Source organism: Nocardiopsis flavescens, from assembly GCF_900141985.1.
Lineage (GTDB): Bacteria > Actinomycetota > Actinomycetes > Streptosporangiales > Streptosporangiaceae > Nocardiopsis > Nocardiopsis flavescens.
This window is the reverse complement of record NZ_FQZK01000022.1, coordinates 1-16,537: the sequence shown is the minus strand read 5'-3', so window position 1 is coordinate 16,537 and position 16,537 is coordinate 1. Positions and strand designations below refer to the sequence as shown.

The 16,537-nt window shown below is 73.8% G+C and carries 14 protein-coding genes; 7 read left to right on the top strand and 7 right to left on the bottom strand.

The annotated features are described in order from the left end of the window. Positions 1 to 28: 28 nt before the first annotated feature. Both BUE45_RS25390 and BUE45_RS25385 read left to right on the top strand, forming a co-directional pair. Positions 29 to 466 (top strand): SRPBCC family protein, encoded by a 438-nt coding sequence (locus tag BUE45_RS25390; RefSeq protein ID WP_073382676.1) that lies wholly within the window; start codon positions 29 to 31, stop codon positions 464 to 466. Positions 467 to 737: 271 nt separating this feature from the next. Then, a complete protein-coding gene (locus BUE45_RS25385) occupies positions 738 to 1,448 on the top strand; it encodes a M50 family metallopeptidase (protein WP_073382674.1) in 711 nt (236 codons plus the stop codon). 133 nt (positions 1,449 to 1,581) lie between these two features. Here BUE45_RS25385 and BUE45_RS25380 read toward each other — a convergent pair whose 3' ends face one another. The 3 genes from BUE45_RS25380 to BUE45_RS25370 all read right to left on the bottom strand — a co-directional run bounded on the left by BUE45_RS25380 (position 1,582) and on the right by BUE45_RS25370 (position 6,081). Beyond that, positions 1,582 to 1,941, bottom strand: a complete 360-nt coding sequence (locus BUE45_RS25380; protein ID WP_073382671.1) for an STAS domain-containing protein — start codon at positions 1,939 to 1,941, stop codon at positions 1,582 to 1,584. A gap of 561 nt (positions 1,942 to 2,502) precedes the next feature. Further along, on the bottom strand, positions 2,503 to 4,839 hold the full coding sequence (locus BUE45_RS25375; protein WP_245833467.1) for a hypothetical protein: 2,337 nt from the start codon (positions 4,837 to 4,839) through the stop codon (positions 2,503 to 2,505). Between the two features lie 147 nt (positions 4,840 to 4,986). Further along, positions 4,987 to 6,081 (bottom strand): CaiB/BaiF CoA transferase family protein, encoded by a 1,095-nt coding sequence (locus tag BUE45_RS25370; RefSeq protein WP_073382669.1) that lies wholly within the window; start codon positions 6,079 to 6,081, stop codon positions 4,987 to 4,989. A gap of 326 nt (positions 6,082 to 6,407) precedes the next feature. On the opposite strand from BUE45_RS25370, the gene BUE45_RS25365 reads away from it, so the two are divergent. Continuing rightward, positions 6,408 to 7,574: a resuscitation-promoting factor gene (locus BUE45_RS25365; RefSeq protein WP_084737836.1), complete on the top strand. Its 1,167-nt coding sequence runs from the start codon at positions 6,408 to 6,410 to the stop codon at positions 7,572 to 7,574. A 112-nt stretch (positions 7,575 to 7,686) separates the two neighbouring features. Next, positions 7,687 to 8,574, top strand: coding sequence for a 16S rRNA (adenine(1518)-N(6)/adenine(1519)-N(6))-dimethyltransferase RsmA (gene rsmA / locus BUE45_RS25360; protein ID WP_073382667.1), 888 nt, complete (start codon positions 7,687 to 7,689; stop codon positions 8,572 to 8,574). A 180-nt stretch (positions 8,575 to 8,754) separates the two neighbouring features. On the opposite strand, the gene BUE45_RS25355 is transcribed toward rsmA, so the two are convergent. Continuing rightward, the gene (locus tag BUE45_RS25355; protein ID WP_073382665.1) at positions 8,755 to 9,018 is read right to left on the bottom strand and encodes a hypothetical protein; all 264 of its coding nucleotides are present in this window, start codon (positions 9,016 to 9,018) and stop codon (positions 8,755 to 8,757) included. Further along, positions 9,005 to 10,408, bottom strand: a complete 1,404-nt coding sequence (locus BUE45_RS25350) for a PspC domain-containing protein (RefSeq protein ID WP_073382662.1) — start codon at positions 10,406 to 10,408, stop codon at positions 9,005 to 9,007. Before BUE45_RS25350 ends, BUE45_RS25355 begins: the two co-directional genes overlap by 14 nt. 209 nt (positions 10,409 to 10,617) lie before the next feature. On the opposite strand from BUE45_RS25350, the gene BUE45_RS25345 reads away from it, so the two are divergent. Both BUE45_RS25345 and BUE45_RS25340 read left to right on the top strand, forming a co-directional pair. Further along, positions 10,618 to 11,847, top strand: coding sequence for an ATP-binding protein (locus BUE45_RS25345; RefSeq protein ID WP_073382660.1), 1,230 nt, complete (start codon positions 10,618 to 10,620; stop codon positions 11,845 to 11,847). A gap of 31 nt (positions 11,848 to 11,878) precedes the next feature. Beyond that, on the top strand, positions 11,879 to 12,571 hold the full coding sequence (locus BUE45_RS25340; RefSeq protein WP_378661020.1) for a response regulator: 693 nt from the start codon (positions 11,879 to 11,881) through the stop codon (positions 12,569 to 12,571). 42 nt (positions 12,572 to 12,613) lie between these two features. Here BUE45_RS25340 and BUE45_RS25335 read toward each other — a convergent pair whose 3' ends face one another. Next, positions 12,614 to 13,543: a nucleoside hydrolase gene (locus BUE45_RS25335; RefSeq protein WP_073382654.1), complete on the bottom strand. Its 930-nt coding sequence runs from the start codon at positions 13,541 to 13,543 to the stop codon at positions 12,614 to 12,616. A 146-nt stretch (positions 13,544 to 13,689) separates the two neighbouring features. On the opposite strand from BUE45_RS25335, the gene pcrA reads away from it, so the two are divergent. Then, positions 13,690 to 16,011 carry a DNA helicase PcrA gene (gene pcrA / locus BUE45_RS25330; protein WP_073382652.1) on the top strand — a complete coding sequence of 774 codons (2,322 nt, stop codon included), beginning with the start codon at positions 13,690 to 13,692 and terminating at the stop codon, positions 16,009 to 16,011. 261 nt (positions 16,012 to 16,272) lie between these two features. Here pcrA and BUE45_RS33000 read toward each other — a convergent pair. Continuing rightward, the coding region (locus tag BUE45_RS33000; RefSeq protein WP_218619591.1) for a hypothetical protein at positions 16,273 to 16,537 on the bottom strand (265 nt) is incomplete at its 5' end.

Genomic DNA, 16,537 nt, shown 5'->3' with positions numbered 1-16,537 from the left:
CTTCAGGGGGTGCTGCCATGATGGCCGCATGGCTGAGCACAAGGTTTCCCGGAGCGCGGTGGTGGACGCCCCGGCCTCCCGGATCTTCGCGATCCTCGCATCCCCCGAACGGCACCCCGACATCGACGGGTCGGGCACCGTGCGCGGCAGTCGCTTCGGCCCGCCGGAACTGGCGCCGGACGCGCGGTTCGGCATGGACATGAAGCTGTTCGGGCTGCCGTACCGGATGACCAACCGGGTGGTGGAGTACGAGAAGGACCGCCTCATCGCCTGGCGGCACTTCGGCACGCACCGGTGGCGGTACGAGCTGGAGGAGCTGCCAGGGGGCGGGACCCGGGTGACCGAGACCTTCGACTACAGCCGGGGGTTCTCGCAGTTCTACGTGCTGGCGGGGATGCCCGCGCGCAACGCCCGGGGCATCGAGGCGACCCTGGTGCGGCTCAAGGAGCTTGCCGAGCGGGAGTAGCGCGGCGCCCCTGCCGGGGTGCCTCCCCCGGCACGGTGCCCTCCTGCGAGGCCGCCCTCCCGGCACGGCTTCCTCCGGCTCGGCGTCCCCGGCTCGGTTCCCCTCCCGGCACGGGCCCGTGCCGGGGCGGCCCGAACCACCGGCGCGGCCCGGCCGTCTCACATTCCGTACCGATCGGCACCGTCCGGGCCCTCCCGGCGGATCGCTAGAGTTCGGGCAGTGCCCCGCCCGCCCGGGCGGGGGCCGTCGAGACGCAGTTGGGGGACCACTGGTGGAAACGACCTTCGGTGACGTCTGGCGGGAGGTGCTGACCACCCAGCCGGAGCCGGAACAGTGGATCATCATCGGCGCGGCGGTCCTGGCCCTGGCGGCCGTCCTGCTCAACCCCGTGTGGCGGGTGGCCCGCAACGTCGTGACCATCGCCCACGAGGGCGGCCACGCCCTGGTGGCACTGCTCAGCGGGCGCCAGCTCACCGCGATCCGCCTGCACTCCGACACCTCCGGCGTCACCGTCTCGCGCGGAAAGCCGACCGGTATCGGCATGATCCTCACGGTTTTCGCCGGCTACGTCGCCTCGTCGGTCATCGGCCTGCTCGGCATCGTCGTGCTCATGACGGACCACATCACCGCGCTGCTGTGGCTGAGCCTCGTCGTCCTGGCCGCCATGCTGCTGATGATCCGCAACCTCTACGGCGTGCTCTCGGTGGTGGCCACGGGCGCCGTCGTGTTCGGGATCAGCTGGTTCACCCCCACCGAGGTCCAGGCGGCCTTCGCCTACCTGTTCATCTGGTTCCTGCTGTTCGCCGGCGTGCGCCCGGTGTTCGAGCTCCAGCGCCAGCGCATCCGCCAGCCCTCCCCGCACTCCGACGCCGACCAGCTGGCCCGGCTCACCGGCCTGCCCGGAACGCTGTGGGTGGTGGTGTTCGCCCTGGTCAACCTGGCCGTCACCGGCCTGGGCGTGTGGATGCTGCTGCTGAACTGACCGGCGCGGACCCCGCCGCCCCCCGGCGGACGGCCCGGCGCACACGCACCCGGACACGGGAAAGGGGCGCGACCCGTGGTCGTGCCCCTTCGTCGTGTCCTCCCCACGGCGGCCTCCGCCGGCCGCCCGGGGGTCAGTTCGTGTCGGACCGCGGTGCGGCCAGCGCCTCCGAGACGGTGCCGAACACCGGGATGCGGGTGTCCAGGGCGGTGATGCGCAGCGTCTGCACCACCCGCTGGAGTGGCGAGGCGATCGCCAGCACCGCCTGCTGCTCGCGGGCGGTCTTGTGGGCGCGGATGAGCACCCGCAGCCCGCTGGAGTCGATGAAGCGCAGGTCGGTGCAGTCCAGCACGACGCGCCCGCTGGGCTGGGTGATGAGCGCCTCGGTGACCGCGTCCTGGAACCGGGACTCGGTGGCCAGGTCGATCTCCCCGTCCAGGGCCAGGACCCGGCCGCCGTCGTGCAGGGTGGAGGAGATGGTCAGTGCGGGCATGGCGACTCCGGCGTAATCGGGGCGTGCCCGCCGCACCGGCGAGGCGGGCCGCATCCCGCGCCGGGCGCGGGCGTCGACCGGTACGTTCAGTGCGTTACCGCGGTAGCCAAGCTGATGGTTCATCATGTCCTCGCGTGCCGCCCCGCTGTCGCGGGGCCGGGGATGTGACGCCTTCTCTCCTGTTGCCTCGGGCGGCCCGCGCCGAACGCGGCCACCCTGGGAACGTCCGAGTGCGGATCGGAAGTTCCCCGCGCGGCCCTGGGGACACCGGGGATCGGAGATCAGGCGGCGTGTCGTGCCGGGCGACTCCCGTGCCCTCCACGACAACAAGAACCCGCCCCTGGGGGCGGTCATTCCCTCCCTCGGGAGGTGCGGCGGCCGGATCGGTGGCCGGGATCTTCGGGAGAAGGTGACCGCCCGGCCCCCGGGGGGCGCCGGCTGTCCCTTACAACGGCCGCTCAGCCTCGCACTTTACCACAATGCCGTGGCCGATTCGTGACGTGAGCGACGCAAGGTCGTGCTCGTTCCCGTTTGCGCCGCGTGGCGCCGATGAGGTAAGCGTCACAGGCAGTGGGCGTTCTCGGAGGGTTCGGGGTCCGTTTCCGGTTCCTCGTCCTCCTGCTGGAGCGCCCAGACGCACGCCGACAGGGTCAGCGGCACCGCCACGGTCAGCGCGATCGCGGGGATCGCCACGCCCGAGTCGTTGACGGCGAACCCCACCAGTGCGGTCACCAGCGAACCCGTCAGCCCGGCGCGCAGCGTCGGCGCGTACTCGTAGGCGCGCTGGAGCGCCCCGATCCGCCAGTTGGTGGGTCGGTTGAGCACCGCGAACAGGAACACCAGGGCGCAGGCCGCCAGCAGGGTCAGCTGCCAGTTGCCGAACGTGCCCAGCATCGCCCCGAGCTTGCGGGCCACCACCGTGCCCGCCTCCCCGTTCACCACCTGGGCGGCGAACGCCCCGAAGTGGCTGCGCTCCTGCGGCGGGCGCATCAGGTCCAGCCACGACAGCAGGGTGATCGCCCCCAGGGCGGCGCCGGCCACCGCCGCCAGCCGCAGGAACGTCACGCGCACCCCGGCGATCATCATCGCCGTCACCGCCAGCCCCGGGACCAGCGCGATCACCCCGCCGAAGTCGGTGCCCAGGCCCGGCCAGCCGATGATGGCCACCGACGCCGCGCCCACCACCAGGGTCACCGCCACGGCGGCGCGCCGGCGCCCCCGCCCGATGAGCACGTGCGCGATCCCGGCCACCGCCATGAGCATGCCGGTGGCGAACGTCGCGAACGCGATGTTGCCGATCCCGTAGAACCGGCCGCCGACGATCGGCGAGTACCCGGTGGGCGAGTTCATCTGCAGGTGGGCCCCGAAGCACAGGTCCAGGAACAGCACCGCCGTGGTCGCCCCCGCCACCACGGTCATCGGTCCCAGGACCGTGCGCCGCCACGGCCCGGCCACCGCCAGCGCCACCACCAGCGCGTCGGCCGCCAGCACGCACAGCAGCAGCGCCGCCGGCGGGGACTGCGCGGCCCACCACGGGATCAGGTTGGCGAGGTAGCTGGCCACCGGGAACGCCGCCCCGGCCAGCGCGACGACCCGGGTCACGGACAGCACCAGGGCGCGCTTGCCGCGCTGGCCGTCGGAGTAGCGGTGCAGCGCGTACGCGGCGGCGGCGTAGATGAGCAGCTGCACCGCCACCAGGCCGCTGAAGAACCCCGGGATGGACGCCCCCACCACGACCGCCGCCGTGTTGAAGTCCACCATCCGCTGCACGGCCTCCGCGGTGTCGGCGGGCCTGCCCGTCACGTGCCAGGCCCGCCCCGAGACCGCCTCCCCCGGCCGCATCTCCAGCTCCGACAGGACGGTGGCGGTGACGTCGGTGAGCGCCACCAGGCCCCGCCGCCGGGTGGACTCCGAGGCCAGGAAGCCGATGGGCCCGGCCGGGCCCTCCTCGGCGACCTGTGCGGCCAGCGCCGCGGTGAGCCGCGAGGGGCCGCTGTCCATGGACACGCCCACCACCATGAGCGAGGACCCGGTGGGCAGCATCGCGGTGAGCGTGCGCAGGCGCCCGTCCAGGACCTCCAGCGCCTCCTCCCGGTCCACCCGCGGGACGTCCTCCGGGTCGGGGCCGTCGGGGTCGGGGGAGAAGGGGTCGTCCTCGGGGTAGAGCCGGGTCAGTTCGGGCAGCTCCACCGCGGCCAGGGTCACGCCCCGCAGCCGCTCGGCGTCGAGGTCGCGCGCCCCCGGCAGGTAGTGGTCGACCCGCCCGTGCCGGTCGGCGACGCCCAGCGCGGCCCCGGGGCCGACGGCGAGCGTGGAGCCGCCGTGCCGCCGCACGGTGTCGCCGAGCAGCCCGACCGGTGCCGCGAACTGCGAGGCGGCGTTCTGGCGCACATAGGAGTCGAAGTCGGGGACGACCGCGCCGGAGCCGGTGCGCTCGGGCGCGGGCGCGGGCTCGCAGACCCCGAAGTCCTGGCGCGCGGCCAGTGCCCGGTTGCCCGCGGACACCGACAGCCAGCCGTCGGTGGGGCAGGTGCGGGAGGTCGCGGTGCGGATCGACACGTTGCCGGTGGCGGACCGCTCCGCCATTTCCCACAGGGTGGGCGTGTGCTCAGGCGTGATGTCCTGCCACAGCAGGCCCGGAACCCCCACCAGCACCAGGGGCTCGTCCCCCTGGGGCGGCGGGTCCGGTTCCCGGGCGGGCGCCCCCGCGCCCGCCGGGCCCGGGGAGCCCGGGTCCGCCACCGCCGCGGGCGCGGCGCACAGCAGCGCTGCGACCGCCAGCGCGGCGGCGCACCAGCGCGCCGCCCCGGTGGCGACCGCCCCCCGGCGTGCCGTCCCCGCGGCGTCGTCGGCCACCCCCCGGTGTGCCGACACCCCGCTGAAGAACCGTCGCGGCATCGCGGACCCCCCGTCACGCTCGGCCTTGAGGTCGTCACCCTAGCGATCCCGGGTCCCCCAGCGGGGGATACTCGCCAGGCCCGTCCGAATCCGACCGGAGACTCCCGTTCCCCGGATACCGCGCGGCCGGATATCGGACGGACCGGTTCAGGCGTCCAGGCCCCATCCGCGCAGAACCCCGGCGGCGTCCGGCAGGGGCCGCCCGCGGGTCACCCCGCCCGGTGTGCGGGAGAAGCGCGGCGCAGGGCCCGCGACCACCCGGTCGCCGTCGCGGACCAGCGTGCCGCGCTCGCGCACGTGCGGGTGGTCGGGCGCCTCCTCCAGGGACAGGACGGGCATCACGCACGCGTCCACCCCCTCGAACACCGCCGCCCACTCGTCCCGGGCCCGGGTGCGCAGCACCTCCGCGAACCGCTCGCGCAGCCGCGGCCAGCCCGCGCGGTCCCACTGGTCCGGCAGGTCCTCCCCGTCGAGCCCGGTGCCCGCCAGGAAGGCGGCGTAGAACTGCGGCTCGATGCAGCCCACCGACACGTGCCGGCCGTCGGCGCACTCGTAGACGTCGTACCAGGGGGCCCCGGTGTCCAGGTAGTTCGTCCCGCGCTCGTCGCTCCACGACCCGCGCGCCCGGTCCTCGTGGAGCATCGACATCAGCAGCGCGGACCCGTCGACCATCGCGGCGTCCACGACCTGGCCGCGCCCGGAGGAGCCGCGCTCCACCAGGGCGGCGAGGATGCCGGTGACGGTGAACATGGTGCCGCCCGCGAAGTCCCCGAGCAGGTTCACCGGCGGGACCGGCGGGCCGCCCGCGCGCCCGACGGAGTGCAGCGCGCCGTTGACGGAGATGTAGTTCATGTCGTGCCCGGCGGTCGGGGCCAGCGGCCCGTCCTGGCCCCAGCCGGTGACCCGGGCGTAGACGAGCCGGGGGTTGAGCTCCAGGCACTCCGCCGGCCCCAGCCCCAGGCGCTCCATCACGCCGGGCCGGAAGCCCTCCAGCAGGACGTCGGCGCGCCCGAGGAGGTCGCGGGCCAGCGCTCGGCCCTCCTCGGACTTCAGGTCGGCGCCCAGGACGGCGCGGCCCTCGCTCATGTGCGGGCCGGGGAGTCCGGCGTTCATCGCCTCGGCGGCCCGCGGGCGGTCGAGGCGGACGACGTCGGCGCCCAGGTCGGCCAGGAGCATGCCGGCCATCGGGGCGGGCCCGATGCCGGTGAACTCGACGACGCGGATTCCGTTGAGGGGTCCCATGGGCGCGGCCTTCCAGGGGGGATGTGGATTAGAACGACGTTCGGGTTCATTGTGCCGGGCCGGTGCGGGCGGCGCCAGGAGGTCTTCCGCGAACCGGGAGGCACAAAGGGGACGAAAGCAAAGTAAGGCCTCGTTTTCAGTTTTCGGACACCCTCGTTTTCCGGCGGGTCCGAAATTCGGGCAAGGTCCTGGTGCTAATGTGGCCGGATGCTCACCGGGCCGCCCGTCCCCCCACGGTCCTCCACCGCGACGGCGCCGCCCGCACTCCGGAGGGCGCCCCGCGCCCCCGGACATCCCGTTCCCTCCGTGTGACCACAGGAACAGCCATGCCCCGTAGGACGACCGACCCCCGCAGCCCCCGCCCGCGCCGCCGCACCCGCGGGCGCCCGCCCCTGCCCCTGCTGGCCGCCGCCGGCGCCGCAGTCGTCATCGCCGCCGCCGCGGGCGGCACCGCCTTCGCCGCCCACAAGACCGTCGTCGTGGACGTCAACGGCACCGAGCACAGCGTCAGCACCTTCGGCGGCAGCGTCTCCGACGCCCTCGACGCGGCCGGCGTCACCCTGGCCGAGGACGACGTCGTGGCCCCCGCCCCCGACGCCCCCGTCGCCTCCGGCGAGCACGTCCTCGTCCGCTCCCCGCGCGACATCACCGTCGAGCTCGACGGCCACCCCCTGGCCGGCAGCGTCAACGCCGCCACCCTGGGCGAGGCCCTCCGGCAGCTCGGCCTGGACCCCGAGGGGGTCTCCCTCTCCGCCGGGCACGACACCCCCATCCCCGCCGAGGGCCTCACCGTCACCGCCGAGCGCGCCCCGCGCATGGTCGTCCTGAGCGACACCGTCCGCACCGAGACCCGCACCACCGGGGAGACCGTCGCCGACGTCCTGGCCGCCGCCGGCATCGAGCCCGGCGAGCACGACATCGTCTCCCCGGCCCCCGACGAGCCCGCCGCCCCCGACATGACCGTCCGCATCACCCCGGTCATCGGCGAGCCCGTCACCGAGGAGGTCCCCATCGAGGCCGAGACCACCGAACAGGAGAACCCCGACCTCCCCGAGGGCGAGCGCAACGTCGTCACCGAGCCCGAGGACGGGGTCAAGAGGGTGACCACCGCCACCGTGCTGCACAACGGCGAGGAGGTCGAGAAGGTCCTGGAGGAGGAGGTCCTCACCGAGCCCGTCGCCGGGGTCGTGGAGGTCGGCACCAAGGCGCCCGAGGGCACCCCGCCCCAGGGCGGCGGCGCGGCGGGCGACCTCAACTGGTCCGCCCTCGCCCAGTGCGAGTCCGGCGGCAACCCGACCGCCGTCAACTCCGCCGGCGGCTACTACGGCCTCTACCAGTTCAGCCTCTCCACCTGGGGCTCGGTCGGCGGCACCGGCCTGCCCTCCGAGGCCAGCGCCCAGGAGCAGACCCAGCGCGCCCAGCAGCTCTACAACACCGTCGGCGGGAACTGGCAGAGCCAGTGGCCGCACTGCGGCGTCCACCTCTTCGACTGACCCCGCCGCCGCTCCGCCGGCGCGCGACCCGCGGCCGCGGGCCCCCGACCACGGGAGGCCCGCGGCCGCCGCCGTGCCCCGGGCGGGCCGCACCGCGCCGGGCTGGCAAGATGTGGGGGTGACACAGACACCCGCACCCGACGAACGATCCCGCCTGCTCACCCCCGCCGACGTGCGGGCCCTCGCCGAGCGGCTCGGAGTCCGGCCCACCAAGACCCTCGGGCAGAACTTCGTCATCGACCACGGCACCGTGCGCCGCATCGTCCGGGTCGCGGGGGTCGGCGAGGACGACGTCGTGGTCGAGGTCGGGCCCGGCCTGGGCTCCCTGACCCTGGCCCTGCTCCCGCACGTGCGGCGGGTCACCGCCGTCGAGATCGACCCGGTCCTCGCCCGGGCGCTCCCCGAGACCGTGGCCGCCCACGCGCCCGAGCTCGCCGACCGCCTCACCGTCGCCCTCGGCGACGCGATGCGCGTCACCGAGGTCCCCGGCCCGGCCCCCACCGCCCTCGTCGCCAACCTGCCCTACAACGTCTCGGTCCCCGTCCTCCTCCACCTGCTCGAACTCCTCCCGAGCCTGGAGCGGGTCCTGGTCATGGTCCAGGCGGAGGTCGCCGACCGCATCACCGCCGGACCGGGCGGCCGCATCTACGGGGTGCCCTCGGCCAAGGTCGCCTGGTACGCCCGCGCCCGCCGGGCCGGTGCCGTGGGCCGCAACGTGTTCTGGCCCGCCCCCAACGTCGACTCCGGCCTGGTCGAGCTGGTCCGCCGCGCCCCGCCCGAGACCGGCGCCCCCCGCGAGGAGGTCTTCCGGGTGATCGACGCGGCCTTCGCCCAGCGCCGCAAGACCCTGCGCGCCGCCCTCGCGGGCTGGGCCGGATCGGCCCCGGCCGCGGAGCAGGCGCTGCGGGCCGCCGGGATCGACCCCGGAGCCCGGGGCGAGGCCCTGCGGGTGGAGGACTTCGCGGCCATCGCCGAGCACCGGCCCGGCGCGGCGGGCTGACCGCGCATACGCGCCGGGCGCGCCCGGCTCCGGGCCGACCGTGCCCGCACGCGAGGGGACGGCCACCGCTCCCAGGGGGCGGGGCAGGGCGAACCGGCCGCGCAGGCGCCCGGCGGCGGGCCGACCGCGCATACGCGAGGGGGCGCGGCATCCGCCGCGCCCCCTTCCCGTACCCCGGCCTCACCCCTGGCCCCGGCCCCTTCCGTCCTCCCCCTCGGAGGCGACGGCGGCCCGCGCCGCCTCGGCGCGCTCCCGGGCGCGGGCCCGGGAACGCTGCACCGCGCGCACCGCGGCGGCCAGCACCAGACCGGCCAGCACCACGGGAACCGCCCACCAGACACCGAACTCCCACTCCCCGGTGCCCCGCACGACGAACGCGACCGCCAGTCCGAGGAACAGCAGCCCCGCGACCAGCGACCCCCAGTCGGTCCTACGCTTCGCCATGCCTTACCTCCACAGTCCCGACGCGGACATCGGTGTCCACTCTGATCAGGGGGACCTCGTCGTCCCCGGCCGCACCGACCGGCTCGAACGCCTCCTTCACCTCCCGGCCGAGGACGATGCCCCCACCGTCCTCGTCGCGGTTCCCGCCGACCGGGGACGACCGGTCCAGCGCACCGGCCCCCACGTCCGCGGTCACCTCCACCCGGGCGTCCTCCGGCACCAGCAGGAGCACCCTCCCGACACCGATCCCCGCCCGCACGTCCACCGCCCCGCCGGGCTCCAGGTCCCCGATCGCGGTCAGGTCCACCGTGAGGTCGCCCACCGTGAACCGGGGGGCGCCCCCCGCCTCGGCCTGCGCGACCGTGGCCGGGCGCCAGACGTCCTCGCCGATCCGCACCCGGGTCACGTCCCCGGTGGACACCAGAACCAGCCCCAGGGCCAGCACCGCCCCCAGGAACCCCAGGCCGCGCGGGTCCCCGGCCCAGGTCCCGACCACGCCGAGCACGCCTACCAGCGCCAGCGCCCCGCCCAGGAAGAACACCCCGGTCTCGGGCCCCAGCAGCAGCCGCAGCGTGTCGGCGCTCCACACCGAGGAACCCCCGCCGAACACCAGGACCGGCACGAGCACCGCGGCGGCCAGCACCGTCCACAGCGCCATCACCGCCAGCTGCACCCCGTGCCGGGACCCGGCCCGGCAGCCGTCGGGCCCGCGGCCGGCGGGAGGGTTTCCGCCGTCCTCCTCGGGCCCCTCCCCGTCCTCCTCGTCCTGCGGGTCCTGCTCCCGCCCGCCCTTGAGCGTCCGCTCCGCCACCACCGCCAGGTCCACCGGCCCCGCCGGCGCCGAGGCCCACGGCTGCGCCGGGTTGTAGTAGCTCGGGCTCGGCCCGGCCACCGGCGTCTCCGGCGGGGGGCTCTTGGCCCGCAGCTCATCGCCCAGGCCGGTGAACGCCGCCCGCAGGTCCGTCCCGCGTCCGCGCGCCACCAGCGCCCCCAGCACCAGCGGCACCGCCAGCACCAGAGTCGACCAGCCGAAACCGCCGACCAGGCTGAACGCCGTCGCCACCGCCAGCCCCACCGCCAGCAGCTTCAGCACCGCGGGCGGCGGGATGCTCCGGTTCAGCATCTGCTCGATCGTCGCGGGGCCGCCGCCGGCGTCCCGCATGAGCATCCAGGCCACGAGGTACAGCAGCACGCCGGTGCCCCCGGCGAACGCGGTCAGCGCGAACGCCGCGCGCCACACCACGGGGTCGATCGCCGTGTAGCGCCCCAGCCCGGAGCACACACCGGCCAGGACCCGGTCCTCCTCGGCCTTGCGCAGCTCCCGCCCCGGGACCGGAACCGCATCGGCCGCGGACGCGTCGGAACCCGTGGGGGCCGCATCCTCACTCATGGTCGCTCACCGCACTCTCCTCACACACCCATGGTCACTCGAAAGCGGTGACCAGCGGAATCCGGGACGACCCTGACCCCACCCTGACCGTGCGCCCCGGCACATCCGGGGGCCGCACCCCGATGCCCGCCGCCCCCGGTCCGGTGCATGCTGGAGTCGACGGGGGGCACCCGTGCGCCCCGGACCTGCCGCACGCACGGACGGAAGACATGGACAAAGCAAGCGGAGACCGGGTGGCCCCGGCCGCGGACGAGACCCCGAGGCTCACCCGCGCGATCGACGGACGGCTCCTGGGCGGTGTCGCCGCGGGCCTGGCCCGGCACCTGGGAGTGGACCCCGTCGTCGTCCGGCTCGCCTTCATGGCCCTGTCCGTCGGCGGCATCGGCATCGCCGTGTACGTCGCCCTGTTCTTCTTCGTGCCGACCGAGGAGGCCGAACGCGAGGACGACCCCGCGGCCCGCGCCGCCGACGGCCGCCGCAAGGGCCGCGACATCTCCCAGCTCGTCGCCTACGTCGGCCTCGCCGCCGGCCTCGGCTTCCTCTTCCTGCTGTTCGGCGGCGTCTTCGACCCGCTGCTGTGGTTCGTGGTCTTCGGCACCCTGGGCGCCGTCATCCTGTGGCAGCAGGCCAACCCCGGCCAGCGCGACGAGTGGATGACCAGCACCGTCGGCCGCGGCAAGGGGCTCATGCGCGCCGGCGCGGGCGTCCTCCTGGTCGTCGTCGGCGTCATCGGCTTCCTCGTCTTCCAGGAACAGCTCCAGAACGCCCGCGCCGGGCTCACCTTCGCGTTCACCCTGCTCGCGGGCGTCGCCCTCATCGTCGCGCCGTGGATCGTCGGCCTGGTCCGCGAACGCGACGCCGAGCGCCGCGAGCGCATCCGCAACGCCGAGCGCGCCGAACTGGCCGCGCACATCCACGACTCCGTGCTGCACACCCTCACCCTCATCCAGCGCCGCGCCGAGGACCCCCGCGAGGTGCAGCGCCTGGCCCGGGTGCAGGAGCGCGCCCTGCGCAGCTGGCTCTACCAGCGGCCCGCCGACGCCGAGACCACCGTCTCCCCGGCCCTGGAGCGCGTCGCCGCCGAGGTCGAGGAGGAGCACGGCATCCCCATCGAGGTCGTCTGCGTCGGCGACTGCCCCGTGGACGACGGCCTGCACGCCATGCTGCGCTCGGCCCGCGAGGCCATGGTCAACGCCTCCAAGTACGCGGGCACCGACACCATCTCGGTGTTCGGCGAGGTCGAACCGGAGGAGGTCCTGGTGTTCGTGCGCGACCGCGGCGCCGGGTTCGACCTCGACGCGATCCCCGAGGACCGTATGGGCGTGCGCGGCTCCATCCTGGGCCGCATGGACCGCCACGGCGGCTCCGCCCGCATCCGCACCGCCCCCGGCGAGGGGACCGAGGTCCAGCTCCGCATGCCCCGCATCCCCCAGATGTAGAGGGAAACCGGGATGTGGACCGGGCGGGGCCATGGGTAGAGTTCGTGGTGTGGGAGACGACAGCAGCACGACATTCAGTGACGGCGGCGGGGTGCCCCGCGTCGTGATCGTGGACGACCACCGCCTGTTCCGCAGCGGGGTCCGGGGCGAACTCGGCGACGCGGTGGACGTGGTCGGCGAGGCCGGCGACGTGGACTCCGCCGTGCAGGTCATCGAGCGGGCGCAGCCCGACCTCGTCCTGCTCGACGTCCACCTGCCCGGCGGCGGAGGGGTGGAGGTGCTGCGCCGCGTCCTGGCGCGCAACCCCCAGATCCGCTTCCTGGCCCTGTCGGTGTCCGACGCCGCCGAGGACGTCATCGGCGTGGTCCGCGGCGGCGCCCGCGGCTACGTCACCAAGACCATCTCCGGCCGGGAGCTGGCCGACGCCATCGTGCGCGTCGCCGACGGCGACGCCGTGTTCTCCCCGCGCCTGGCCGGGTTCGTCCTGGACGCCTTCTCGGCGACCGACGCCCCGCCGGTCGACCCCGAGCTGGACCGCCTCACCCAGCGCGAGCGCGAGGTGCTGCGGCACATCGCCCGGGGCTACGCCTACAAGGAGGTGGCCAAGGAGCTGTTCATCTCCGTCAAGACCGTGGAGACCCACGTCTCGTCGGTGCTGCGCAAGCTCCAGCTCTCCAACCGGCACGAGCTGAGCCGCTGGGCCACCGCCCGCCGCCTCGTCTGAGACCCGCGCGGCTCCCGGGGCCGTACGGCCCCGGGGACCCGGTCAGCGCAGTGCGTCGAGCATCCGGCCGAGGAACTCCCCGCCGGCCACCGCCGTGACCACCCGCACCGGGCGGCGCCCGTCCGCGCCGGGGCGCGGACGCAGGTCGGCCACGGTCATCCCGCGGGTCAGCGACCCGGCCAGCTCCACCCGGACCGGCGCCTCGACCGACTCCGTCACCAGGTGCGGGTCCACCAGCACCGCCGCCGCCAGCGGGTCGTGCATCGCGCACTGGCGCACACCGAAGATGCCCTTGTAGAAGTCGGCGTAGAAGTCCAGGAAGTCCGACGTGCGCGAGGCCCGCTCGCCGGGCACCCCCTTCAGCTCCTCCAGCCACTCCCCGGTGGCCACCGTCTCCATGGTGACGTCCAGCGCCACCAGGTCCAGGTCGAACCCGGCGCCGAACACCGCCTCGGCCGCCTCGGGGTCGTTGTTGATGTTGGCCTCGGCGTGCGAGGACACGTTGCCCGGCACCCGCACCGCGCCGCCCATCACCACCAGGCGGCGCACCAGCTCCGGCAGCCGCGGCTCCAGGCCCAGCGCGATCGCCAGGTTCGTCAGCGGGCCCACCGCCAGGACGTCCAGCTCGCCGGGGTGGGAGCGGGCCAGCCGCACCAGCAGCTCCGCGGCGCTCTCCGCCACCGGCGACCCGGTCGGCGCGGGCAGCTCCACCCCGCCCAGGCCGTTCTCCCCGTGGACGTGCGGGGCCAGCCGCGGCTCCTGCACCAGCGGGCGGGACGCGCCCACCGCCACCGGGACCCCCGGCCGCCCGTACAGCCCCAGCAGGCGCAGGGCGTTGTCCGCCGTCACCTCCACGCCGCCGTTGCCGAACACCGCGCCGACACCGACGATCTCCACCTCGGGCCGCGCCGCCAGGTAGGCGAGCGCGACCGCGTCGTCGATCCCCGGATCGCAGTCGACGAACACGCGCATGACAAGAACCCCCGAACACAAGTGACGGCCCCCGCCCATGCGGGAGCCCGAACCAGAAGAACAGCCTAAACGGGACGAACCTCCGATCGGGCGCGAACCATCACGCCCGGCGGGGCCTGTCGCCGACCGGCCGTAACCTGGGACCCGTGTCCTCCCAAGAGCAGCTTCTCGAAGGTCTGAACGGTCCCCAGCGCGAGGCGGTCACCCACGGCGGCGGCCCGCTCCTCATCGTCGCGGGCGCCGGTTCGGGCAAGACCCGGGTCCTCACCCACCGCATCGCGCACCTCATGGCGGCCCGCGGGGTGCGTCCCGGGGAGATCCTCGCGATCACGTTCACCAACAAGGCCGCCGCCGAGATGCGCGAACGCATCCAGGCCCTGCTCGGCGCCCGCGCCGCCGCCAGCATGTGGACCATGACGTTCCACTCGGCGTGCGTGCGCATCCTGCGCCGGGAGGCCCACCGCCTCGGTTACCCGAGCGGGTTCACCATCTACGACTCCGCCGACGCCGCGCGGCTCATGCAGCTGGTCTGCAAGGAGATGGACCTGGACCCCAAGCGGTTCCCGCCCAAGTCGTTCTCCGCCCAGGTGTCCAACCTCAAGAACGAGCTCGTCGACTACGACACGTTCGCCGAGCAGGCCCAGACCGAGCAGGAGAAGAAGCTCGCCGAGGCCTACCGGCTGTACCAGCGCCGCCTGCACGAGGCCGGCGCCATGGACTTCGACGACCTGATCATGGTCACCGTCAACCTGCTCCAGATGTTCCCCGACGTCGCCGAGTACTACCGCCGCCGCTTCCGGCACGTCATGGTCGACGAGTACCAGGACACCAACCACGCCCAGTACGTGTTCATCCGCGAACTCGTCGGCGTGGACACCGAGTCGACCGTCCCGCCCTCGGAGCTGTGCGTGGTGGGCGACGCGGACCAGTCCATCTACGCGTTCCGCGGCGCCACCATCCGCAACATCCTGGAGTTCGAGCGCGACTTCCCGAACGCGCGCACGATCCTGCTGGAGCAGAACTACCGCTCCACCCAGACGATCCTGTCGGCCGCCAACGCCGTCATCGAGCGCAACGAGGGCCGGCCCGACAAGAACCTGTGGTCGGAGCAGGGCGAGGGCAGTCCCATCGTCGGCTACGTGGCCGACAACGAGCACGACGAGGCCGCATTCGTCGTGGGGGAGATCGACGAGCTCACCGACGACGGCTCCATCACCCCGAGCCAGGTCGCGGTGTTCTATCGCACCAATGCGCAGTCCCGGGTGTTCGAGGACGTGTTCATCCGGATGGGCCTGCCGTACAAGATCGTGGGCGGCGTCCGGTTCTACGAGCGCAAGGAGATCCGCGACGTCCTCGCCTACCTGCGGGTGCTCGCCAACCCCGAGGACACCGTCAGCCTGCGCCGCATCCTCAACGTCCCCAAGCGCGGCATCGGCGCCCGGGCCGAGGAGTCCGTGGAGCTGTTCGCCGCCCGCGAGCGCATCACGTTCGCCCGGGCGCTGCGCCGGGTCGACGAGGTCCCCGGGATGGCCACCCGCTCGGTGAACGCGGTCCGCAACTTCACCGCCCTGCTCGACGAGCTGGCGGCGGAGGTTCCGGGCTCCTCCCCCTCACAGCTGGTCGAGGCCGTCCTCGGTAAGACCGGGTACCTGTCCGAGCTCACCGAGTCCAAGGACATCCAGGACGAGAGCCGGGTGGAGAACCTGGAGGAGTTCGTGGAGGTGGCGCGGGAGTTCGAGAACACCTTCACCGCGCTGCTGGAGGACGAGGCCGCGCTGGAGGGGGAGGAGGCGGCCGAGCAGGACGCCGAGCCCACGCTGGTGGACTTCCTGGAGCGCATCTCCCTGGTCGCCGACACCGACCAGCTCCCGGACGCCGACGACGAGGGCGGGGTGGTCACGCTGATGACCCTGCACTCGGCCAAGGGCCTGGAGTTCCCGGTGGTGTTCCTGACCGGCATGGAGGACGGGGTGTTCCCGCACATGCGGACCCTGAGCGACAAGACCCAGCTGGAGGAGGAGCGCCGGCTCGCCTACGTGGGGCTGACCCGCGCCGAGCGCCTGCTCTACCTGAGCCGCGCCGCGGTGCGCAGCGCGTGGGGGACCCCGTCCTACAACCCGCCCTCCCGCTTCCTCGACGAGGTGCCGGCCCCCCTGCTCGACTGGCGGCGGGGGGAGTCCCCGGTCCTCAGCTCCCCGCCCTCCCTGCGCCGCGGCCCCGCGGGCGGGAACCGCTCCTCCGGCGGCTTCGGCGGCGAGGGCTTCGGCGGCACCTTCGGCAGAAGCAGGGCCAAGGCGGAGGCGCCCACCCTGAGCGTGGGGGACCTGGTCAACCACGACAAGTTCGGAATGGGCCGCGTCCAGATCGTCGAGGGCGCGGGCGACCGCACCAAGGCCCGCATCGACTTCGGCGCGGACATCGGCGAGAAGGACCTGCTGGTCAAGTACGCGCCGATCGAAAAGCTGTGATCGGAGGCCCACAGGCGTGGTTCTGTGGGCCTTCGTCGTTTTTGTCTACCCCTGGAGGCCACGACACGGCCAAGGATCGGCAAACACGTCACGAGCACTCCCCGACGGGGGTAGTGTTGTCCAAGACCGAGCAGGACGGACGCCGATCCCCAGGGATCAGGGCGGCCGGAGCCGGTCCGCCCCCTTCCGGAGTGAACCGGTCCGAAGCACTGCTTCGGCCATGTAAACTCGGTCGGGTCGCCTCGAAAGGGGCACAAGCCTTCACGGAAAATCAGGAAGTTCCGCGAAAACGCCGGTTTGGCGGGTCGCAGAAACACTGATAAAGTGAAGACACAACAAAGCGGAAACGCAGACGCCTTCCACGGAAGAGCAACACGGACCCAGGTCCGGTGCTTGTGCGGGAAGGGCGGTTGCTTCTTGAGAACTCAACAGCGCGTGTTCGATTTTTACAGCCAAGTTTGTTTTGGCCCCGTCACACGACGGCGAAGTCGGTGAGATTTCGTCCGGAGTGTGCGAGGTTCCTTTG